General features: G+C 74.3%; 19 protein-coding genes. 11 read left to right on the forward strand and 8 right to left on the reverse strand.

Going from position 1 to position 22,286, the window contains the following annotated elements; translation table 11 throughout:
• Nucleotides 1-23: 23 nt before the first annotated feature.
• The 7 genes from OG422_RS23560 to OG422_RS23590 all read right to left on the reverse strand — a co-directional run bounded on the left by OG422_RS23560 (nucleotide 24) and on the right by OG422_RS23590 (nucleotide 6,922).
• The gene (locus OG422_RS23560) at nucleotides 24-422 is read right to left on the reverse strand and encodes a rhodanese-like domain-containing protein (protein WP_405745228.1); all 399 of its coding nucleotides are present in this window, start codon (nucleotides 420-422) and stop codon (nucleotides 24-26) included.
• A 241-nt stretch (nucleotides 423-663) separates the two neighbouring features.
• Complete coding sequence (locus OG422_RS23565; RefSeq protein ID WP_143944764.1) at nucleotides 664-1,206, reverse strand: cysteine dioxygenase; 543 nt, start codon at nucleotides 1,204-1,206, stop codon at nucleotides 664-666.
• 159 nt (nucleotides 1,207-1,365) lie between these two features.
• Nucleotides 1,366-3,156, reverse strand: a complete 1,791-nt coding sequence (locus tag OG422_RS23570) for an FAD-dependent monooxygenase (RefSeq protein WP_405745231.1) — start codon at nucleotides 3,154-3,156, stop codon at nucleotides 1,366-1,368.
• 167 nt (nucleotides 3,157-3,323) lie between these two features.
• A complete protein-coding gene (locus OG422_RS23575; protein ID WP_405745234.1) occupies nucleotides 3,324-4,247 on the reverse strand; it encodes an amino acid ABC transporter permease in 924 nt (307 codons plus the stop codon).
• 73 nt (nucleotides 4,248-4,320) lie between these two features.
• Complete coding sequence (locus tag OG422_RS23580; RefSeq protein WP_143944385.1) at nucleotides 4,321-4,968, reverse strand: amino acid ABC transporter permease; 648 nt, start codon at nucleotides 4,966-4,968, stop codon at nucleotides 4,321-4,323.
• Between the two features lie 194 nt (nucleotides 4,969-5,162).
• Nucleotides 5,163-6,080, reverse strand: coding sequence for a glutamate ABC transporter substrate-binding protein (locus tag OG422_RS23585; RefSeq protein WP_143944386.1), 918 nt, complete (start codon nucleotides 6,078-6,080; stop codon nucleotides 5,163-5,165).
• Between the two features lie 56 nt (nucleotides 6,081-6,136).
• On the reverse strand, nucleotides 6,137-6,922 hold the full coding sequence (locus OG422_RS23590) for an amino acid ABC transporter ATP-binding protein (protein WP_143944387.1): 786 nt from the start codon (nucleotides 6,920-6,922) through the stop codon (nucleotides 6,137-6,139).
• A gap of 338 nt (nucleotides 6,923-7,260) precedes the next feature.
• Between OG422_RS23590 and OG422_RS23595 the strand changes: the two genes are divergently transcribed.
• From OG422_RS23595 to OG422_RS23610, 4 genes are all read left to right on the forward strand, one after another.
• Entirely contained in the window at nucleotides 7,261-7,995 is a 735-nt protein-coding gene (locus OG422_RS23595; protein ID WP_405745239.1) for a response regulator transcription factor, read from the forward strand.
• Nucleotides 7,996-8,011: 16 nt separating this feature from the next.
• Entirely contained in the window at nucleotides 8,012-9,430 is a 1,419-nt protein-coding gene (locus tag OG422_RS23600; protein WP_405745242.1) for a sensor histidine kinase, read from the forward strand.
• Nucleotides 9,431-9,655: 225 nt separating this feature from the next.
• Nucleotides 9,656-9,859: a cold-shock protein gene (locus tag OG422_RS23605; RefSeq protein WP_143944847.1), complete on the forward strand. Its 204-nt coding sequence runs from the start codon at nucleotides 9,656-9,658 to the stop codon at nucleotides 9,857-9,859.
• Between the two features lie 312 nt (nucleotides 9,860-10,171).
• The gene (locus OG422_RS23610) at nucleotides 10,172-11,515 is read left to right on the forward strand and encodes a DEAD/DEAH box helicase (RefSeq protein WP_405745245.1); all 1,344 of its coding nucleotides are present in this window, start codon (nucleotides 10,172-10,174) and stop codon (nucleotides 11,513-11,515) included.
• Between the two features lie 56 nt (nucleotides 11,516-11,571).
• Here OG422_RS23610 and OG422_RS23615 read toward each other — a convergent pair whose 3' ends face one another.
• Nucleotides 11,572-12,597, reverse strand: coding sequence for a TAXI family TRAP transporter solute-binding subunit (locus tag OG422_RS23615; protein ID WP_405745248.1), 1,026 nt, complete (start codon nucleotides 12,595-12,597; stop codon nucleotides 11,572-11,574).
• Nucleotides 12,598-12,951: 354 nt separating this feature from the next.
• Between OG422_RS23615 and OG422_RS23620 the strand changes: the two genes are divergently transcribed.
• The 7 genes from OG422_RS23620 to OG422_RS23650 all read left to right on the forward strand — a co-directional run bounded on the left by OG422_RS23620 (nucleotide 12,952) and on the right by OG422_RS23650 (nucleotide 22,127).
• On the forward strand, nucleotides 12,952-14,391 hold the full coding sequence (locus OG422_RS23620) for an FG-GAP-like repeat-containing protein (RefSeq protein ID WP_405745251.1): 1,440 nt from the start codon (nucleotides 12,952-12,954) through the stop codon (nucleotides 14,389-14,391).
• Between the two features lie 207 nt (nucleotides 14,392-14,598).
• Nucleotides 14,599-16,086: a tRNA (N6-isopentenyl adenosine(37)-C2)-methylthiotransferase MiaB gene (gene miaB / locus OG422_RS23625; RefSeq protein WP_405747960.1), complete on the forward strand. Its 1,488-nt coding sequence runs from the start codon at nucleotides 14,599-14,601 to the stop codon at nucleotides 16,084-16,086.
• Nucleotides 16,087-16,184: 98 nt separating this feature from the next.
• Nucleotides 16,185-16,898, forward strand: coding sequence for a class III extradiol dioxygenase subunit B-like domain-containing protein (locus tag OG422_RS23630; protein ID WP_405745254.1), 714 nt, complete (start codon nucleotides 16,185-16,187; stop codon nucleotides 16,896-16,898).
• A gap of 134 nt (nucleotides 16,899-17,032) precedes the next feature.
• Entirely contained in the window at nucleotides 17,033-17,971 is a 939-nt protein-coding gene (gene miaA, locus OG422_RS23635; RefSeq protein ID WP_405745257.1) for a tRNA (adenosine(37)-N6)-dimethylallyltransferase MiaA, read from the forward strand.
• 107 nt (nucleotides 17,972-18,078) lie between these two features.
• Nucleotides 18,079-18,678 carry a hypothetical protein gene (locus OG422_RS23640; protein ID WP_405747962.1) on the forward strand — a complete coding sequence of 200 codons (600 nt, stop codon included), beginning with the start codon at nucleotides 18,079-18,081 and terminating at the stop codon, nucleotides 18,676-18,678.
• 145 nt (nucleotides 18,679-18,823) lie between these two features.
• Complete coding sequence (dapF, locus tag OG422_RS23645) at nucleotides 18,824-19,699, forward strand: diaminopimelate epimerase (RefSeq protein WP_143944752.1); 876 nt, start codon at nucleotides 18,824-18,826, stop codon at nucleotides 19,697-19,699.
• A 190-nt stretch (nucleotides 19,700-19,889) separates the two neighbouring features.
• On the forward strand, nucleotides 19,890-22,127 hold the full coding sequence (locus tag OG422_RS23650) for an HD domain-containing protein (protein WP_405745262.1): 2,238 nt from the start codon (nucleotides 19,890-19,892) through the stop codon (nucleotides 22,125-22,127).
• Nucleotides 22,128-22,286: the final 159 nt, after the last annotated feature.

Raw genomic sequence — 22,286 nt, forward strand, 5'->3', positions numbered from 1 at the left:
GGGGCGCGGCCGGGCCGTACCGGTCAGCTGGTGGCGGGCGCCGTGCCGGGGCTGACGGGAAGCCCCGCAGCGCGCCATGCCTGGAAGCCGCCGGTCAGGTCGGTGGCGCGGTGCAGCCCCAGTTGGTGGAGGGAGACGGCGGCGAGGCTCGATGCGTATCCCTCGTTGCAGATGACGACGATGTGCAGGTCATGGCCGGTCGCCTCGGGGGCGCGGTGGTCGCCCGTCGGGTCGAGGCGCCACTCCAGCTCGTTGCGTTCCACGATCAGCGCGCCGGGGATGGTGCCGTCGCGTGCACGCAGCGCCGCGTAGCGGATGTCGACGAGGAGTCCGCCCGCCCGCTGCACCGCTGCCGCCTGCCCGGGATCCACCCGGTGCAGTCGGGTCCGGGCCTGCTCCAGCAGGGTGTCGATGGCGCTCAACTTCCCACCTCCGCCTCTCTGTTGGTGCCGCTCGGCAGGCGCTGCGGCACCTCCGCGACGACGCCCGCCCCGACGTGTACCCGGATACGGGGCCCGGCGTCGCACCCGGACCGCGGGCCGCCACGGTGCCGGGCCCGGCACCCGGCCCATCGGGCGATACGGCTCTCCGCGCCACACCCGTCCCGCCGCCCGGCACAGAGGTCACCCCGGCCCCCGTGCCGCACCCCGTACGCCCCCGCCCTCACCCCCAATCCTCCGGCCGCTCCACCTCTTCGAGGCGGAGGAGAGCACCGGTGCGGCGGTAGCGGCGCATCAGGGGGAGCGGCGGGTGGTACGCGTGCACCGAAATCGCGTGCGTGGCGGGCGAGACGTTGCGTACCTGGTGGACGTGGTGGGGGCCGAATGCCCGGCCGCGGCCGTCGGTCAGGGTGTGGGTGCGGTCGACGCCGTCGGTCAGCTCCAGGCTCGTCCAGCCCTCGGTGGGGAGCTGGACGGTGAGGGAGTCCTCGGTCAGCGCACCGGCGGCCGCGGCGAAGGCGCCGCGTGAGCCGCCGTGGTCGTGCCAGCCGGTGCCGGTGCCGGGCGGCCAGCCGATCAGCCATGCCTCGCTGCCGTCCGGGCCGTCCAGCCGGAGCCAGGTGCGGCCCTCGGGGTCGAGGGGGAGGGAGGCGACGAGCGGGGTGTCCGCGGCGGTGCGGCGGACGAAGCTAAAGAGTTCTGCGGCGCTCGGACCGCCCGTGAGTGGGGCGGTCCGAGGGCGGGCAGGGGTGGAGAGATCGGGCACGGGACACCGTCCTGAGTGATCGCGAAGAGACGCGCTCACCACGGCCGGACGGCCGGGAGCGCGCGGGGAAGAACTGCGGATCAGCAGGACGGACGACAGGTGCAGCCCGCGTAGCGGACCAGGTCGAGATGGACCCTCCGCCAGAAACGCGCGCCGTGATCAGTCACGCTCGGAGTGAAACACGGACGTTCCCACAGGGTCAACCACGCATTCCGCGCCCGGAGAACCACCGGCCACCCCGTCACCGCCGGCCGCGTCACCGCCCCCGGCCGGCGGCTGGTGTGCCGCCCCGCCGAAGGCCCCGCCGCGTACCGCGTCCGCGCAGGCGTACAGCTCGGCCGGGCGGACCCCGGACATCGCGGTGACCAGATGACCGTCCGGGCGCACCAGCAGCACGGTGTGCGCGGCCGCCCCCGGATACTCCTCGGCGACCAGGACCTCGGTGGCGAGGGGCAGCCCCTCGGCCGCGCCGGTCAGCCGCGGCATCAGCCCGGCGGACCGCCAGTGCCGCGGCTCCCACACGCCCGTACCGGGCGCGACGAGCACCAACAGCAGCCCCCGGCCCAGCCGTTCGCGCAGCGGCACCACCGAACCGTCGGCGGCCGTCACCGGCACATCGGCGACCGGCGCGCCCGGCAGGGTGCCCACCGGCGTCGCCGCGGTGTGCGCCGGAGCCGGGGCGAGCGGCGAACAGGCGTGGACCGGCGGCGCGCCCAGCGGCCCGCGCCCCAGGTGACCATCCGTCAGCAGAGTGGCATGGCCGCGCGCGGCGCCCGGCACCGCGCGCCGCAGACGTCCCGCGCCGCCGTCCCGCAGCCGCGGAAGCGCCTGGTCGGCGGCGCGCAGCCGGGCGGCCACCGCGCCGCGCCGCTCGGCCTGATAGCTGTCCAGCAGCGTCTCGGACGCCCCGTGGTGCCAGGCGAGCGCCAGCTTCCAGGCGAGGTTCTCGGCGTCCCGCAGCCCCTCGTCGAGGCCCTGCGTCCCGAGCGCGCCGAGCAGATGGGCGGCGTCCCCGGCGAGGAACGCGCGCCCGTGCCGCCAGCGCCGCGCCAGCCGGTGGTGGACGGTGTGCACCCCGGTGTCGAGCAGTTCGTACGGCGGCACGGGGCGGGCCTGGCCACGGCCGCGGGGCGGCTGCGGGGCGTCCTCGGCGTCGGCCGACAGAGCGGGTTCGGCGGCCCAGCCCGCCAGCGAATCGCGGATCCGGGCCACCAGTGCGTCCGGGGTGACCAGATCGCGGCCCGGCGGCAGCAGCCAGTCCAGCCGCCACACCCCGTCCGGCAGCGGCCGGGCGCAGACCTCCGCGCCGCCGTGCCGCCCCGGGGCGCGGTGCAGCAGTGCCTCGCCGGGCCAGGGCAGCTCCGCGCGGATGGCGGCCACCGCGTGGCGCTCCACGGAGGTGCGGCCCGGGAAACGGATCTCCAGCAGCTTGCGGACGGTGGAGCGCGGGCCGTCGCAGCCGACCAGGTAACTCCCGCGCCACCAGGTGCCGCCGGGGCCGCGGGTGTGGGCGCTCACGCCGTCGGCGTCCTGCTCCAGCTCCGTCAGCCGGCCGCCGCCGACGATCCGCGCCAGCTCCTCGCCCTCCAGCGCGGCACGGAGCGCGCAGGTCAGCGCGTGCTGGGGGAGATGGACGGGCGAGGCGGGCGCGTCGTCGGCGCCGGACGTCCACAGGCCGCCGGGGCCGAACTCCACGCGTTCGATCAGCCGTCGTCGGCGCACCGTGCGCCATGCGGTCCAGCGGGTGCCCGCCGATGCCAGCGTCGCGGCGCAGCCCAGCCGCGCCACGTACCCGGCGGTGTCCTCGCGCAGCACCGCGGTACGGGCCGGGCGGACGGGCTCCGGGCCGGTGGTGTCGTCGAGGACGACGGACGGTACGCCGAGGCGGGAGAGGGAGAGGGCGAGGGCGAGGCCGACCGGGCCCGCCCCCACGACGATCACCGGGTCCACGAGGTGGCTCCCCGGCCCCGCAGGGGCGAAGCGGCGGTACGGGAACTGGCAGTTGAAGCCCGGTGCGTGATCACACAGCGTATGCAACCCACTGCGGCCCTCCGCGTCAAGTGACCGGGGCGCCGCCGCCCCCGCGCACCTCGTCCGCCCCGCCGCTCACCGGCCGGTCACGGCGTCGCGGCGGTGTCCTTCCCGGCGTCGGCGGCGGCGGTGGCCGGGTCGCCCGCGGGCGCGGCGGTCGCCGGTGCGACACCGGTCTTCGCGCGGCGGCCGCGCCGCTCGATCCAGGTGGCCAGGCCGGAGAGCGCCAGGCACATCGCGACGTAGATGACGCCCGTCACGATGATGACCGGAACGTAGGTGTCCGAGCCGTTGACGATGATGTTGGTGCTCATCTGGCGAGCGGTGTAGAGGAGTTCCTCGAACGTGATGATGTAGCCGAGGGAGGTGTCCTTCAACGTCACCACCAGCTGGCTGATGATCGTCGGCAGCATCGCGCGCACCGCCTGCGGGATCAGCACCGTCGTCATGACCTGCGTCTTGCGCATGCCCAGCGCGTACGCCGCCTCGCTCTGGCCGCGCGGCACCGCCGCGATGCCCGCGCGGAGCACCTCGGCCTGCACCGAGCCGTTGTACGCCGTCAGGCCCACCACCAGCGCCCAGAACTGCGGACCGTTACCGGACAGGCCGAGCGCGTCGCGGTTGGCGAGGAGGATCACCCACAGCACGTAGATGGTGATCAGCAGCGGGATCGCGCGGAACAGTTCGACGAAACCGGTCGCCAGCCAGCGCACCGGCTTGTGGTCGGAGAGTCGCGCCACCGCCAGCAGCACGCCCAGCGCCAGCGAGAGGACCGCGGCGACCGCGAAGACCTCCAGAGTGGTCAGCACGCCGTCGCGCAGATTGGTCCGCACGTCCGCGTAGTTGAAGATGTTCCACATCCCGGGCGCGAACTGGCCCTTGGCGTTGAGCCGTTCGATGACGAAGGCGATCAGGGCCACCACCGCCACCGAACCGACGATGCTGTAGAGGCGGTTGCGCGCCTTCGTCTTCGGACCCGGTGCGTCGTAGAGAACGCTGGCGCCGCTCATGCCGATACCTCGCTTCGATCCGCCCCGCCTGCGCGCGGCACCCACGTCGTACTGATCCGCCGTCCGGCCCCGCTCACCGGGCCACCCCCATCCGCCGCTCCAGCACCCGGAAGAGGCCGCTGATCGCGAAGGTGATGACGAGGTAGGCCAGGGCGATCCACAGGAAGATCCAGCCGATGGCGAAACCCTTGTCGCTCAGCAGCTTCGAGACGCTGAACAGTTCGGCGACGCTGAACGCGCCCGCGATGGCGGAGTTCTTCGTCAGCGCGATGAAGATCGAGCTGAGCGGTGGCAGCACCGTGCGGGTGGCCTGCGGCAGCACGATCATCCGCAGTGTCTGGGAGAACGTCATGCCCAGTGAGCGGGCGGCCTCCGCCTGCCCGATCGGCACAGTCGAGATGCCCGAGCGCACCGCCTCGCACACGAACGACGAGGTGTAGAAGCCCAGCGCCAGCGTCGCCAGCACGAACGGGCTGGTGCCGGGGATGAGGACCTGCGGCACCACGAAGAAGGCGACGAGGAAGAGCAGGGTGAGCGGGGTGTTCCGCAGCACCGTGACCCAGGCCGTCCCGAACACGCGCAGCGGCGGGATCGGGGAGACCCGGAAGCCGGCTATGAGAATGCCGAGCACCAGCGCCAGCAGCGCGCTGGCCGCGGTGATCGCCAGGGTTCCGAGGAACCCGTCACGGAACTCGGGGAAATGATCGAGGAGTACGTTCATGGGGTCTCCGCGGTTGCGGTCGGGTCGGCGGCGAAAAGGGGGCGGGGCCCGCGCGGCGCGGACGGCAGCGCGCCCCGCACACCCGGCGCGGCGGGCGTACGGGGCGCAGCCCTGGAAGTGCGGTGGAGGGCGCGTCCGCCCGCCCCGGTGGGCGGACGGACGCGGGGCCCCCTCCGAAGCGGGGCGCGAGCGCGTCAGCCTCGCGGAAGCGGCAGCTCCGGCGCGGTGTTGTCGGTGAACGGCGAACCGGACTTGCCCAGCGTGCCGTTGTACGCCGTCTTGTAGTCGCCGTTCTTGATGTGCTTCTCCAGCGCGGCGGTGATCGCGTCCTGGAGCGCCTTGTCGCCCTTCTTCAGGCCGACGCCGTACGGCTCCTTGGTGAACGGCTTGTCGACGACCCGCAGCTTGTCCTTGCGCTGCGCGGCGTAGCCCTTGAGGATCGCGTCGTCGGTGGTGACGGCGTCGACCTGGCCGTCGAGCAGCGACTTGACGCAGTCCGAGTACTTCGACAGCTCGGTGGTGTCGGCGCCGTACTTCGGCTTCTTGATCTCCTGCAGCGGCGTGGAGCCGACGATGGAGCAGACCTTCTTGCCGCGCAGCGACATCGGGCCGGTGATCGACTTGTCCTCACGGCGCACCAGCAGGTCGGCGCCCGCGGTGTAGTACGGCCCGGCGAAGTCGACCTGCTTCTTGCGCTCCTCGTTGATCGAGTACGTACCGACGTAGAAGTCCACCTGGCCCTTGGAGATGGCGGTCTCGCGGACGTTGGAGTCGATCGTCTTGAAGGTGATCTCCTTCTCGGAGAACCCGAGGTCGGCGGCGACCATCTTCGCGATCTCGATGTCGAAGCCGGAGTACGTGCCCGACGTGTCCTTGAAGCCGAGGAACGGCTGGTCAGCCTTGACGCCGACGGTGATCTGGTGCGCCTTCTGGGCCTTCTGCAGCACCGGGGAGTCGACCTTGACGCCGGACGCGGGCTTGTAGGTGCCGCTGTAGACGTCGCCACCGGCCGGCTTGTCGCCCGCCGTGCCCGACTCGCCGCCGCACGCGGTCGCCGTTGCCGCCAGCGCGAGCACCGCCGCGCACGCCGTGGCCGTCTTACGCATCCTCATGGTGAACATCCTTTGTCTACACAGGTGTTGACGGTCATCGTGGCCCGACCGCGGGCTCAGTGGTGCAGGATCTTCGAAAGGAAGTCCTTCGCGCGGTCGCTGCGCGGATTGTTGAAGAACTGGTTCGGCTCCGCTTCCTCGACGATCCGGCCGTCGGCCATGAACACCACGCGGTTGGCGGCGGAGCGGGCGAACCCCATCTCGTGCGTGACGACGACCATCGTCATCCCGTCCCGGGCGAGCTGCTGCATGACCTCCAGCACCTCGTTGATCATCTCCGGGTCCAGCGCCGACGTCGGCTCGTCGAACAGCATCACCTTGGGGTCCATGGCCAGCGCGCGGGCGATGGCCACCCGCTGCTGCTGACCGCCCGACAGCTGCGCGGGGTACTTGTCCGCCTGGGTGCCCACGCCCACCCGGTCCAGCAGGGCGCGCGCCTTCTTCTCGGCGGCCGCCTTGTCCGTGCGGCGGACCTTGGTCTGGCCCAGCACCACGTTCTCCAGCACCGTCTTGTGCGCGAAGAGGTTGAAGGACTGGAAGACCATGCCGACATCGGCACGGAGCCTGGCCAGTTCCCGGCCCTCCTGCGGCAGCGGTTTGCCGTCGATGCTGATGGCGCCGCTGTCGATCGTCTCCAGACGGTTGATGGTGCGGCACAGCGTCGACTTGCCGGACCCGGAGGGCCCGATCACCACGACGACCTCACCACGGTGGATCGTCAGGTCGATGTCCTGGAGCACGTGCAACGCGCCGAAGTGCTTGTTGACGTTGTCCAGTACGACCAACTGGTCCCCGGCCGGTGCGGGGGCCTCGGTGCTCCCGGTCCCCGATACTTCGCTCATCGGCGTGTAGCTCCGTCCTCCTCGGTTGCCAGGACCCTAGGGCGGCCCGCGACCTGCGTCATTACATCTGAGCGGAACTTGAGCATCACGATCCGGCCGCGACGGCCGGAACCCGCTGTCCCGGTTCGGGGACATCGGCGCACGGGGCGCCCGCACGGGGCGCCGGTCCGTCTCCCGCGCTCCGGAGCCGCCCCGGTGCCCCCGGGCGTACCGGCTGCGTAACGGATGGCGTCCGGGGCATGGCCAACCCTTGACGTGCACACCGTTCATCGCCGTAGATGCCGTGTGGTTCCCGCACACCGTCACCGCACACCATCACCGAGGAGGAGGCCGGGCCGATGAGACTGCTGCTCGTCGAGGACGACGACCACGTCGCCGCGGCCCTGTCCGCGGTGCTCGGACGGCACGGCTTCGCCGTCGTGCACGCCCGCAACGGCGAGGAGGCCCTCCAGGCGCTCCTGCCCGACCACGACGAGCCGTTCGCGGTGGTCCTGCTCGACCTCGGCCTGCCCGACCAGGACGGATTCGAGGTCTGCGGCCGCATCCGCCGGATCCGCGCCGTGCCCGTCATCATGGTCACCGCGCGCGCCGATGTCCGCTCCCGCATCCACGGCCTCAACCTCGGCGCCGACGACTATGTCGTCAAGCCCTACGACACCGGCGAACTCCTCGCCCGTATCCACGCCGTCAGCCGTCGCGGGACGCCCGGCCCCGCCGAGCCGCGCGCCGAGGAGAGCGGACCCGACGACGCGCTGCGGCTGGGCGCCGTCACCGTCGAGCTGCCCACCCGCCAGGTCTCGGTGGACGGCACCGCCGTCCCGCTGACCCGTAAGGAGTTCGACCTCCTCGCCCTGCTTGCCCAGCGCCCCGGGGTGGTCTTCCGGCGGGAGCAGATCATCAGCGAGGTGTGGCGCACCAGCTGGGAGGGGACCGGCCGGACCCTGGAGGTACACATCGCCTCGCTCCGCGCCAAGCTGCGGATGCCCGCGCTCATCGAGACGGTCCGCGGCGTCGGCTACCGCCTCGTCGCCCCCGCCGCCCCCCTGCGCCCGCCCGCCGCCCCGGCCGGCTGAGGGACCCGGCCGGTCCGTGCGTACCCGACTCCTCCCCCTCCTGATCGTGCTGCTCGCCGGGGTGCTGCTCGCCCTCGGCGTCCCGCTCGCGGTGATCACCGCCGGTGTCGAGCAGCAGAAGGTGGTCATCGACCGCATCGACGACGCGGCGCGGTTCGCCTCCCTCGCGCAGTTCGTCACCGACCGCTCCGGCGCCGGGGCGTCCGGCGGGGACGAGGACGAACGCCGCGCCACCCTCGCCGCGGAACTCGCCCGCTACCACGACCTCTACGGCATCCGGGCCGGGGTCTTCCACCGCGACCGCACCCCCATGGCCGCCGCCCCGCGCGGCTGGCCCGTGGCGCGCGACGGCAAGGGCGCGCAGGCGTTCAAGGAGGCGCTGGCCGGGCACCGCAGCCACGACCCCGACCAGATCTGGCCCTGGGACGACACCGGCCGCATCCCGGTCGCCTCGCCGGTCATCCGCGACGGTGACGTCGTCGCAGTCGTCGTCACCGACTCGCCCACCGGGCAGCTGCGCGACCGCATCCTGCGCGGCTGGCTGCTGATCGCCGCCGGGGAGTGCGCGGCGATGCTCGCCGCCGTCGCCGCCGCGTTCCGCCTCACCGGCTGGGTGCTGCGGCCGGTACGGGTCCTCGACGCGGCCAGCCACGACATCGCCACCGGCCGGATGAAGTCCCGGGTCGCCGCCACCGCCGGACCGCCCGAACTGCGGCGGCTGGCCTGCTCGTTCAACGAGATGGCCGACCACGTCGAGGACGTCCTGGAGCAGCAGCGCGCCTTCGTCGCGGACGCCTCCCACCAGCTGCGCAACCCGCTCTCCGCGCTGCTGCTCCGCATCGAACTGCTCGCCCTCGAACTCCCCGAGGGCAACGCGGAGATCGCCTCCGTACGCGCCGAGGGCAAGCGGCTCGCCCGCGTCCTCGACGACCTCCTCGGCCTCGCCCTCGCCGAGCACGCCGCGGCCGACCTCCAACTCACCGACATCGCCGCCCTCGCCGCCGAGCGGGTCGGCTCCTGGCGCCCGCTCGCCGACGACAAGGGCGTGCACCTGACCTACGAGGGGCACGCCGCCGTCACCGGCTGGGCCGACCCCGTCGCTCTCTCCAGCGCCCTCGACGCCGTCGTCGACAACGCCCTGAAGTTCACCCCGCCCGGCGGCCCCGTCACCGTCGCCGTCATCTCGCGTGGCAACGGCGTACGGATCACCGTCGCCGACAGCGGACCCGGCCTCACCGATGACGAGCTGGCCCGGATCGGCGACCGGTTCTGGCGCAGCGGCCGCCACCAGAACGTCTCCGGCTCCGGCCTCGGTCTCTCCATCAGCCGCGCCCTGCTCGCCGCGGGCGGCGCCACCCTGCGCTTCGCCCCGCAGGTGCCGCACGGCCTCCAGGTACGGGTGACGGTGCCGCGGGATGCCCCGTACGGCGGGTGAGCGGGGCACCACGGGGCGGGGACCGTGCGCTCCGCCCGGGCACGCCGGGGCTGTGCTACTGTGAACGGCGTTGCAGTTGTGGTACCCATGAACGTCGTGTGCGCCCGGAGGCTGGTAGCCCCGGGCGTTCCGTGTTTTTACCGGAATCCTCCGGTGTCGGGTCACTCATCTCGGCGACAGGGAGTCCGCGCAGTGCGGGCTCCGTGCCCCATGAAGGAGAAAATTATGGCTTCCGGCACCGTGAAGTGGTTCAACTCGGAAAAGGGCTTCGGCTTCATCGAGCAGGACGGCGGCGGCCCCGACGTCTTCGCCCACTACTCGAACATCCAGTCCCAGGGCTTCCGTGAGCTCCTCGAGGGCCAGAAGGTCACCTTCGACGTGACCCAGGGCCCCAAGGGCCCGCAGGCGGAGAACATCGTCGGCGCCTGACGCCCACGCGATGCGCGGACGGGGCCCGCACCGGCTGACCGGTGCGGGCCCCGTCCCGTCTCCGCGGGGCCGGGCGCCCCGTCGCACCCCCCGCCCGCCTTCCCGGCGGACGGCGCGGATGCCCCGACCGCCCCGGCCCCACCCCACCGCGCCCCCCGTGCGCCTCGTGTCCGAGCGCCGTTCCACGGATGAGTGCGCGGTCGGCACGACCACGCCTCCACCTCACCCGAAGGGCCTTCAGTGACACGAGCGACCGCACCGCGACGCAGCGCCGCACCCCGCACATCCCCCCGGACGCCGGCCCCCGCGGCCGTGGCCTCCTTCGAGGAGCTGCCGCTGGCCCCGGCCCTCCTGACCGCGCTGGGCGCACAGGGTGTCACCGAGCCGTTCCCCATCCAGGCGGCGACCCTCCCCGCGACGCTCGCCGGGCGCGACGTCCTCGGCCGTGGCCGCACCGGTTCGGGCAAGACCCTCGCCTTCGGCCTCGCGCTGCTCAGCCGCACCGCCGGCCGCCGCGCCGAGAGCAGGCGGCCGCTGGCGCTGGTGCTCGTTCCCACCCGCGAACTCGCGGGGCAGGTCGCCGACGCGCTCGGCCCGTACGCCGAGGCAGTCGGGCTGCGGACCACCACCGTCGTCGGCGGGACCTCGATCAACCGGCAGACCGACGCCCTGCGCCGCGGCGCCGAGGTGCTGGTCGCCACCCCGGGGCGGCTCGCCGACCTCCTCGACCGGGGCGCCTGCGCCCTCGACCAGGTCGCCATCACCGTCCTCGACGAGGCCGACCAGATGACCGACATGGGCTTCCTGCCGCAGGTCACCCGCCTCATGGAGAAGGTGGACCCGGACGGTCAGCGGATGCTGTTCTCCGCGACGCTCGACCGCAATGTCGACAAACTGGTCCGCCGTTTCCTCACCGACCCGGTCACCCACTCCGTGGACCCCTCGGCCGCCACCGTCACGACCATGGACCACCACGTCCTCTACGTCGCCGACACCGACAAGCGCGCCACCGCCACCGAGATCGCCGCCCGCGAGGGCCGCGTGATCATGTTCGTGGACACCAAGCGTGGCGCCGACCGGCTCACCAAGCACCTGCTCGCCCAGGGCGTACGCGCCGCCGCGCTGCACGGCGGCAAGTCGCAGCCGCAGCGCAACCGCACCCTGGAGCAGTTCCGCACCGGCCATGCCTCGGCGCTGATCGCCACCAACGTCGCGGCCCGCGGCATCCACATCGACGGCCTCGACCTCGTCGTCAACGTCGACCCGCCCACCGAGGCCAAGGACTATCTGCACCGCGGCGGCCGCACCGCGCGGGCCGGGGAGTCCGGCACCGTCGTCACGCTCGTCACCCCCGAGCAGCGCCGCGACATGACCCGGCTGATGCGCCAGGCGAAGATCACCCCGGACACCGCCACGGTCCGCCCCGGCGATGCCGAGCTGATACGGATCACCGGCGCCCGCACCCCCTCGGGCGAGCAGGTCCAGCTCGCCGCCCCCGCCCCGCAGCAGCCCGCCCGGCGGCGCCCCGCGGGCGGCGGACGGCGCAGCCCCGCGGGAGGCGCCTCGGGAGGCGCCGCGGGCGGAGCGGCGGGCGGCCGTCGCCGACCGCGCCGCAGCCGCCCGGGCCGTCGCCCCGGCGGGACGCCCGCAGCCTGAGCCGGACGCGCGGCCCGGCACCCGGCCTTCAGGACCGGGTGCCGGGCCGCGCCGTTTCAGGGCTTCTCGGACACGTAGTAGCGCCGCGCGCCCCGGTGCAGCGCCAGCGGATCGGTGAAGACCGCGGTCCGCAGGTCCACCTTCTGCGCGGCGTGCACCTCCTCGCCGATCGCGTCCCGGCTCCGTATCACCGTCCGGGTCATCGCCTCGGTCAGCGCCGCGTCCTCCCGGTCGGTGGTGACCAGCAGATTGGCCACCGCGATCGTCTTCACGCCCTGCCCGTGCTGCGCCCGCGGATAGGCGTCGGCCGGCATCACGGCCTCCCGGTAGTAGCGGGCCTTCCCGCCCTGACGGTGCAACGCCGCCGCCAGATCGCCGAGTTGCACCAGCCGGACCGGGAAACGGGCCTCCAGGTGCTGCACCGCGGTGGTCGGCAGCCCGCCCGACCAGAAGAACGCGTCCAGCTTTCCGTGGCGCAGCAGCGTCGGCATGGTGTCGATGCCGACGCGCACCGGGTGGATGTCGCGGGCGAAGGCCAGGCCCGCCGCCGCCAGCAGCCGCCGGGTGATCAGCTGGACGCCCGAACCGTTGGCGCCCACGCCCACCCGCAGCCCGCTCAGGTCCTTCGCGGAGCGCACCCGCGACCCCTCCGGCACGACCAGCTGCATGTAGTCGTCGTAGAGCCGGGCACAGGCCCGCAGAGAGCGCCCGCCCGCCTCGCCGCGCTCCTGGTATGCGGCGACCGCGTCGGCCGTCGCGATGGTGAACTCCGCGCGCCCGGAGGTGAGTTGCCGCAGATTGTCGATCGACCCCTCGCTGCGCGTCAGCCGGACGTCCAGCTGCGGCATGTCCCGGGCGAGGTCCTGCCGCAGCAGTTCGCCGTAGCGCGCGTACACCCCGGTCGGGACGCCCGTCGCCAGCGTCACGGTGCCCCGGGGGGACGGGGCGCCGCCCAGGGGCAGCAGCCACCAGGCGAGCAGCGCGAGCGCCGCCACGGCGCAGAGCGTGGCGGACAGCGGGCGGCGCAGGGCCCCGGCCAGGCGGCGGGGGAGCGCGGAGAGCGACGGGATCGCCGGAAACATGACCGGAATCCTGCCAGGGCGTGTCCGGAAGGGGGAGGGGTGCGGGCCCACCGGCCACGGGGCGCGCGGCCCGCCCGCCGGGCGCCGCCGGGCGCCCCGTTCCCCAACGCCCGTACAGGCAAAGGGAAATCACAAGGCAATCACGGAGCAATGACGAGGCAACGGGAATGCAACCGGCAGGGGTCCTGCTGGAGTCCCCCTGGGTGACCTTCCGCTTCTCCGGGGCGCGCCACCGGCCACGGAGCGCGGAACGGCATCCCCCTCGGAGGGGGACGGGGGCGGTGCCCGGCGGGCCCGGGCACCGTACGAAGGCAGGCGTAGGGAATACGCGGACCACTGATCTCAGGAGGCCGAGTGCGCAAGCGCACCAGGGGAGCGATAGCCACGGGCGTGGGAGCCGTCGTCGTGGGGGCGCTCGCTGTCACTGCGGGCGCCGTCACGTCCGGCGGCAGCGATCCCGGCAGCACCCCCCGGGCAGCCGTCAAGAAGACAGCGCTGAAGGAGGACTTCAACGGCGACGGTTACAACGACCTGGCCGTCGGCGCCCCCGCGACGGGCGACAACCCCGGGTACATCGCCGTGGTCTACGGCTCCGCGCACGGGCTGGACCCGGCGACCCGTACCGTCGTCGACGCCAAGACGCCCGGCATCCCGTCCGTCGAGGGCCGGTTCGGCGACGCGCTCGTCGCCCGTGACCTCGACGGCGACGGGGTCACCGACCTCGCCGTCGTCGTGGCCGGGCAGCAGGACACCCTGCTCGCCCTGTGGGGCACCAAGGGCAAGGGCCTGAGCGGCGAGGGCGCCGTCACGCTGCACCACGCCCGCCACATCGCGGGCGGCGACTTCAACGGCGACGGCCACCAGGACCTCTTCACCACCGCCTACGCGCAGGAGAAGCAGGCCAAGCTGCTCCAGGGCCCGTTCACCCGGGACGGCAAGGCCGCCCACGAGCAGACCGTGTCGGTCGCCGACGGCGACTCCGAGGTGCTGTCCCTGGCCGCGGGCGACCTCAACGGCGACGGCGCCGACGATGTGTTCGTCGCCCGCTCCATGGAGGAGTCGGCCCGCCCCGGAGCCGTCTTCCTCGGCGGCCCGAAGGGGCTGACCAAGCAGTCCGACAACGGCCCGGAGGCGCTCCCGGCCACCATGGGCGACTTCAACGGCGACGGCCGCGCGGACCTTGCCTGGCGCGAGGCGCCCGACGGCGTCATCGAGGGTCCCTGGACCGACTCCGGCACCGTCAAGGTCCGCTACGGCACCGCCTCCGGCCTCGGCAGCCGCACCGACACGTTCACCCAGGCCACGCCCGGTGTGCCCGGCGCCGACGAGGAGGGCGACGTGTTCGGCGCGTCCCTCGCCGCGGGTGACACCGACGGCGACGGCCGCGACGAGCTGGCCGTCGGCGTGCCCGGCGAGGCCGTCGGCACCAAGGCCAGGGCCGGTTCGGTGGTGCTGCTCAAGGGCTCCGCGAAGGGGCTGACCGGCACCGGCTCGGTCGCCTTCAGCCAGGACAGCCCCGGTGTTCCCGGCGTCGCCGAGGCGGGCGACCTGTTCGGTGCCGGGGTGCGGCTGCTGGACGCCAACGGCGACGGCCACGCCGATCTGGCGGTCTCCGCGCCCGGTGAGAACGACCGGCACGGCGCCGTCTGGTCCGTGCCGTCCGGCGACCCGGCCCACGGCGGCGTGACATCCTTCGCCCCCGCCGACGTCGGCGCCCCGGCGCACCCCGCCCTCTTCGGCGACACCTTCAACGGCTCGACGCCGTCGCCCCTCTGGGGGCTCGACGCGAGCTGACGCGCCCCGTGCGCACCGGCCCCTGCCTGTACGCGAGTGGGGGCCGCGCACGGCACCGGGCCCGGCCGCCGCACGATGCCCGCGATGCGGTCACCCGGCCAGGCACCCGGCGCACCGTACGGGGCCCGTCCCGTCGCCGGGGGAGATCCGCTTCCCGCACCCCCTTACCCTTGTGGGGTGACCAGCAGCAGTGACCGGAGTTGTGACGTGGGCGTTGAGCGAAGCTACGAGATCCGCACCTACGGGTGCCAGATGAACGTCCACGACTCCGAACGGCTGTCGGGCCTCCTGGAGGACGCCGGATACGTCCGCGCCCCCAAGGACGCCGACGGTGCCGACGTCGTCGTCTTCAACACCTGCGCGGTCCGCGAGAACGCCGACAACCGGCTCTACGGCAACCTCGGCCAGCTCGCCCCCAAGAAGGCCGGCCGCCCCGGCATGCAGATCGCCGTCGGCGGCTGCCTCGCGCAGAAGGACCGCGACACCATCGTCAAGAAGGCCCCGTGGGTCGACGTGGTCTTCGGCACGCACAACATCGGCAAGCTGCCGGTCCTCCTGGAGCGCGCCCGCGTCCAGGAGGAGGCGCAGGTCGAGATCGCCGAGTCCCTGGAGGCGTTCCCCTCGACGCTGCCGACCCGCCGCGAGAGCGCGTACGCCGCGTGGGTCTCCATCTCCGTCGGCTGCAACAACACCTGCACCTTCTGCATCGTCCCGGCGCTGCGCGGCAAGGAGAAGGACCGCCGCCCCGGCGACATCCTCGCCGAGATCGAGGCGCTGGTCTCCGAGGGCGTCGCCGAGATCACCCTCCTCGGCCAGAACGTCAACGCCTACGGCTCCGACATCGGCGACCGCGAGGCGTTCAGCAAGCTGCTGCGCGCCTGCGGGAAGATCGAGGGCCTGGAGCGGGTCCGCTTCACCTCCCCGCACCCGCGCGACTTCACCGATGACGTCATCGCCGCCATGGCCGAGACCCCGAACGTCATGCCGCAGCTGCACATGCCGCTCCAGTCGGGCTCCGACCGCGTCCTGAAGGCGATGCGCCGCTCGTACCGGCAGGAGCGCTTCCTCGGCATCATCGAGAAGGTCCGCGCCGCCATGCCGGACGCCGCGCTCTCCACCGACATCATCGTCGGCTTCCCCGGTGAGACCGAGGAGGACTTCGCGCAGACCCTGCACACGGTCCGCGAGTCCCGCTTCGCCCAGGCGTTCACCTTCCAGTACTCCAAGCGCCCCGGGACCCCGGCGGCCGAGATGGACGGCCAGATCCCCAAGGTGGTCGTCCAGGAGCGGTACGAGCGTCTTGTCGCCCTCCAGGAGGAGATCTCCTGGGAGGAGAACAAGAAGCAGGTCGGCCGCACCCTGGAGGTCATGGTCGCCGAGGGCGAGGGCCGCAAGGACGACGCCACCCGCCGCCTCTCCGGCCGCGCCCCCGACAACCGCCTCGTCCACTTCACCCGCCCCGATGAGGCGGTCCGCCCCGGCGACACGGTGACCGTCGACATCACCTACGCCGCCCCGCACCACCTCCTGGCCGAGGGCCCTGTCTCCGCGGTACGCCGGACCGCCGCGGGCGACGCCTGGGAACGCCGCAACGCCGCCCCCGCCGCCAAGCCCGTCGGCGTCATGCTGGGCCTGCCCACCCTCGGTGCCCCGGCCGCCACCCCGGCGCCGACGGGCGGCTGCGGCTGCGACTGAGGGGGAACGGGGCCGGGGGCTGCCGCGCACAGCGGCCCTCGGGCCGGAGCGGGCGGCGGCCCTCGGCCGCCTCGGGGGCGCGGGCTACGCTGCCTGGCATGCTCGTAGCCGCCGCCCTGTGCCCGTGCCCGCCCCTGCTCGTCCCCGAGGTCGCCTCCGGCGCCGCCGCCGAGCTGGAACCGCTCCGCGCCGCCTGCCGGGAGGCCGTCGGCGCCCTCGCCGCCGCCCGCCCCGACCGGCTGGTCGTCGTCGGCCCCGCCGACCGGGCCGGACAGGGGCCGCACCCGCAGGGCGCGACCGGCTCGTTCCGGGGCTTCGGCGTGGACAGTGAGGTCCGCCTCGGCGCCGCGCCGCACCCGCCCGCGCGCCCGCTGCCGCCGTCCCTGTCCGTCGGCGCCTGGCTGCTCGCCCATGCCGCCCCCGTCGACGCCCCCGTGGAGGGCCTGGGCGTGGACGAGGCGCTCGCCCCGGAACAGTGCCTGGAGGCGGGCCGTGAGATCGCCGCGTCGGCCCCCCGGGTGGCGCTCCTGGTGATGGGCGACGGCAGCGCCTGCCGCACGGTCAAGGCACCCGGCTACCACGATGCCCGCGCCGCGGACTTCGACGCCACGCTCGCCCGCGCCCTGGCCACCGCCGACACCGACACCCTCGCCGCCCTCGACCCCGAGGACGCCGCGTCCCTCAAGGCGACCGGCCGCGCCCCCTGGCAGCTCCTCACCGGCGCCGCCCGCGCGAGCACCCCCCTCCACGGCGCACTGCACTACGACGAGGCCCCGTACGGCGTCGGTTACTTCGTGGCCAGCTGGACGTAGCCCGGGGCGCGCGGCGCCGCCCCATGCGCCCCCGGTCGGCGCCGCCACCGGCCCGCCCCGTGCGGCCCCGGCCGCCGGCCGTGCCGTCCGGGCCGGGGACCGGGCCGCGCCGGAGGTTTGGGAGACTGTGCGGTGTGAACACCGCAGTCCCCGCTCCGCGGGTCATCGCCGTCGTTGGGCCCACCGCGGCCGGGAAGTCCGATCTGGGGGTCGCGCTCGCCGCGCACCTGGGCGGCGAGGTGATCAACGCCGACTCCATGCAGCTCTACCGCGGCATGGACATCGGCACCGCCAAGCTCACCGAGGGCGAGCGGCGGGGCGTGCCGCACCGCCTCCTCGACATCTGGGACGTCACCCGCGCCGCCAACGTCGCCGAGTACCAGCGCCTGGCCCGCGCCGAGATCGACCGGCTGCTCGCCGAGGGCCGCACCCCCGTCCTCGTCGGCGGCTCCGGGCTGTACGTACGCGGTGCCCTCGACGCCCTGGAGTTCCCCGGCACCGACCCGGAGGTCCGCGCCCGTCTGGAGGCCGAGCTGGCCGCGCACGGCAGCGGTGTCCTGCACGCCCGGCTCGCCGCCGCCGACCCGGAGGCCGCCCGCGCGATCCTGCCCGGCAACGGCCGCCGCATCGTGCGCGCCCTGGAGGTCATCGAGATCACCGGCCGCCCCTTCACCGCCCACCTCCCCGGCCACGAAGCCGTCTACGACACCCTCCAGATCGGCGTCGGCGTCGAGCGCCCGGAGCTGAACGACCGCATCGCCCGCCGCGTCGACCGCATGTGGGAGGACGGCCTCGTCGACGAGGTGCGCGCCCTGGAGACCGTCGGCCTGCGCGACGGCCGCACCGCCTCCCGCGCCCTCGGCTACCAGCAGGTCCTCGCCCACCTGGCGGGGGAGTGCACCGAAGCGGAGGCGCGGGAGGAGACCGTACGGGCCACGAAGCGGTTCGCCCGGCGGCAGGACGCGTGGTTCCGCCGCGATCCCCGGGTCCACTGGCTCAGTGGCGCCGACGCCGACCGCGCGGAACTCCCGCGGCACGCCCTCGCCCTCCTCGAACGACCGGTCACAGCCTGATCACGTCATGGCATCGGGACGCTCCGCCCGTCATCGGCGCCCCTGAGCGCATGTCATCATCAACCGTCGATCGAGCGTGCAGTCTGTAGTGGGGAGGGCGCGTGGCAATGGAGGCCGGCCCTCGTAACGGAGCGCAGCACCCGGACCGGCACGGCACCGGCACGGCGCCGCGCGACACCGACGCCCCGACCCCGCACCCCGCGCACCCGGGGGACGCCGACGCCGCCCCGTACGCCGTCCCCAGTGGCCGCGAGCCGCGCGCCGACGACCTGCCGGAGCCGGACGGCACCGCTCTCCAGGCCCCGCACAGCCCCGCCCTGGATGGTTCCGACGGGCCCGACGCCGACGAGCCGTCCACCGAGGGCGGCGAGTCGTTCCGGGAGCTGCGCCCGCCGCGGCGACTGCGGCTGTGGCAGCTGGCGCCGGTCGTGGCGCTCGCCGCCATCGGCTCCCTGATGTTCGCCTTCCCCCTCGCCTTCGAGTTCGGCGGCGACGGCGGCGCGCCCATCGCCATGCTCGGCCTGCTGCTGTGCTGCTGCGCCGCGGGCTGGGGCATGATGGCGGCCCGCCGCGTCGGCCACACCTGGCCGGGACTGCCCGGGCGCGGCTCGGGCCGCCGCGCGAGCTGGCGCGTGGTGCTCGCCTACACCGCCGTGGTGGTCGTCCCCGCGGCCCTCGCCATCTGGCGCGTCACCCGCCTCCGCTGAACCGGCCGAGCGGCCGGTCCACCGGGGCGCCCGCCCCGTGTGCCGCGCCCCGTGCGCGTCCCGCGCCCCCCGTCGTACGTCGTGCGCGCCCCGTGCCCGCCCGCCCCGCGCGCCGGATCACCCCCGTGGCCCGTACGATTCAGGGGTGAGCACCGCAGCGCGTATCGACTTCCTCAAGGGCCACGGCACCGAGAACGACTTCGTGATCGTTCCGGACCCGGACGGCCGCCTCGACCTGACCGCCGCCGCGGTCGCCCGGATCTGCGACCGGCGCGCCGGGCTCGGCGCCGATGGCGTGCTGCGTGCCGTGCGCGCCGCCGCCCACCCCGAGGCGCGGGCGATGGCCGACGAGGCCGAGTGGTTCATGGACTACCGCAACGGCGACGGCTCGGTCGCCGAGATGTGCGGCAACGGCGTCCGCGTCTTCGCCCGCTACCTCCTCCACGCCGGACTGGCCGAAGCCGGCGACCTCGCCGTCGCCACCCGCGCCGGGGTCCGCCGGGTGCACGTCGCCAAGACCGGTGACGTCACCGTCGGCATGGGGCGCGCCGCGCTGCCCGAGGGCAGCGCCGTCATCACCGTGGGTGAGCGCACCTGGCCGTCCCGGAACGTCAACATGGGCAACCCGCACGCCGTCGCGTTCGTCGAGGACCTGACGCACGCCGGTGCGCTGCTCGACGCACCGGGCGTCGCGCCCGCCGCGGTCTACCCGGAGGGCGTCAATGTCGAGTTCGTCGTCGACCGCGGACCGCGCCATGTCGCCATGCGGGTGCATGAGCGCGGCTCCGGTGAGACCCGCTCCTGTGGTACCGGCGCGTGCGCCGTCGCCGTCGCCACCGCCCGCCGTGACGGCACCGACCCGGCGCTGACCGGCACCCCCGTCACGTACACCGTCGATGTCCTCGGCGGCACCCTGGAGATCACCGAACTGCCCGACGGCACGGTGGAGATGACCGGACCCGCCGTGATCGTCGCCGAGGGGACCCTCGACCGCGCCTGGCTCGCCGGGGGAACCGCCTGACCGTACGCCGCCACACCGCCGCCCTCCCAAGACACGGCCGTCGCCGGGAAGTTCGCTCGAACGGGTGATCCGTTTCGTAGGGGGGAGGGGGCGGGCAACGCTGCGTGGTGGGCTCGGTAGCATCAACCACCGGCCCGGCCGCTCAACCGACGGCGCCTGACCGCCGGTCGACTCGCTGCCGGAGGTGCCCATGAGCGCAGAGGCCACGAACCCTGGAAACCCGGACACGGCCCGGAGCCGCCGTGGTCTGCCCCGGCCCGCGCTGCACGGACTGCGTCGCATCGGCCGGGCCGCACTGCTCGGCCCGGCGCCGCGCGGCGGCCTCCCCGACGCGCTGGAACACGTCGCCAAGGTGCACCGCGGCCACCATCCGCACGCCGATCTCGCGATCCTCGCCAAGGCGTACACGCTGGCCGAGTCCTCGCACCGCGGCCAGATGCGGAAGAGCGGCGAACCGTACATCACCCACCCGCTCGCGGTGACCCTCATTCTCGCCGAACTCGGCGCCGAAACCACGACGTTGACCGCCTCACTGCTCCACGACACCGTCGAGGACACCGAGGTGACGCTCGATCAGGTACGGGCGGAGTTCGGCGCCGAGGTCCGCTATCTCGTCGACGGCGTCACCAAGCTGGAGAAGGTCGACTACGGTGCGGCCGCCGAACCGGAGACGTTCCGCAAGATGCTCGTCGCCACCGGCCACGACGTCCGGGTGATGTCCATCAAACTCGCCGACCGGCTGCACAACATGCGCACCCTCGGCGTGATGCGCCCGGAGAAACAGGTCCGGATCGCCAAGGTCACCCGCGACGTCCTCATCCCGCTCGCCGAACGCCTCGGCGTCCAGGCCCTCAAGAGCGAGCTGGAGGACCTGGTCTTCGCGATCCTGCACCCGGAGGAGTACGCCGCCACCCGCCGCCTGCTGCGCGCGCACGCGGACCGCCGCGATCCGCTCGCCGTGCTCGCCGCCCGGATGCGTACGGTCCTGACCGACGCCGGGATCGATGCGGAGGTCCGGCTGCGGCCCCGGCACCTCGTCTCGGTGCACCGGGTACGGCGGGCCCGCGGCGAGCTGACCGGCGCCGACCTCGGGCGGATCCTGGTGCTGGTCCCCGAGGACGCCGACTGCTACGCGGTCCTGGGGGAGCTGCACACCTGCTTCACGCCCGTCGTCTCGGAGTTCAAGGACTTCATCGCGGCCCCCAAGTTCAACCTCTACCAGTCGCTGCACACCGCGGTGGCGGGCGAGGCGGGGGAGATCGCGGAAACGTTGATCCGTACCCATCAGATGCACCGCGTCGCGGAGGCCGGGGTGATCGCCCTGGGCAATCCGTACGCCGCCCCGGTGGACGGCGCCGACACCCCGGACGGCGAGCGGGCCGACCCGACGCGCCCCGGGTGGCTCTCCCGTCTCCTGGAGTGGCAGCGTGCCACGCCCGATTCGGACACCTTCTGGTCCTCGCTCCGCGACGATCTCGCCCAGGACCGTGAGATCACCGTCTTCTGCACCGGGGACACCGCCCCGGGCGGCCGGACGGCGGGCGCCCGGCCCGTGGGGCTGCCCGCCGGGTCGAGCTGTGTGGACGGCGCGTACGCCCTGCACGGCGAGGACGCGCACCGCTGTATCGGCGCCCGGGTCAACGGCCGGCTGGCCACCCTCTCCACGGTGCTGTGCGACGGCGACAGCCTCCAGTTGCTGCTGGGGCCCGACGCCGCCGCCGGACCGTCCCCGGAGTGGCTCGACCACACCCGCACCCCCGCCGCCCGCCTCGCCATCGGCCGGTGGCTGGCGGGGCGGGGCGGGGAGCCGGGGGAGGGCGCCTCGGCTGCTGCCTTGTCGCCGGACGGCGCGGCCCTTGGCGGCGTGGCTTCCGTCGTGGATGCGCCGTCCCCGCCCGCCCCGGAGGCGGACGGGGGCGGGGCGCGCGATGCCGTGGCGGGCGCCCCCGGCGGGCGCGCCGCCGTCGGGGCGCCGTCCGCCGGGCCCACGGCGCCGTCCGCCCGCCCGGCCGCGGGACCCACGGCGCCGGGTACTCCGGACGAGGCCCCCGGCGCCCCCGAGGACACCGGGGCCGCCACCCCGGACGAGGCCCCCGGGGCCGCAGGGGACGCATCCCCGGCCGACGCTCCCGACCCCGGCGCCCCCGGTCCGGCCGGACACGGTTGCCGGGTCACGCTCCGCGCCGAGGCGTTCAGCCGTCCCCACCTCCTCGCCGACCTGACCGAGGCCATCGCGGTGCAGGGCGCCGCCGTCGTCGCCGCCGCCGTCGAACCCCCCTACGAGCAGCGCGTCCGCCACACCTACACGCTCCGGCTGCCCGACGCCGCCGCGCTGCCCGCCCTGCTGCGCGCCATGCGCCAGGTCCCGGGCGTCTACGACGTCACCCGGGACGGGAGGCCCCGCCGGGCCCCGGCGCCCCGTCCCTGACGGGACGGCACCCGCCGCCGCGTAGGGGCGCGCCCGCCCAGGGACGCGCCCCACGCCCCCACCGAACACACCGCCGCCGCACGCCCGCGTATACGGGCCCCGGCGCGCCGTCCACCGCCCGTTCGGGTGCCGTGGGGGAGTGCCGTCCCCGGGGGAGGG

Origin of the sequence: Streptomyces sp. NBC_01525 (genome assembly GCF_045040405.1) — a bacterium.
In the GTDB taxonomy this organism is placed as follows: domain Bacteria; phylum Actinomycetota; class Actinomycetes; order Streptomycetales; family Streptomycetaceae; genus Streptomyces; species Streptomyces benahoarensis.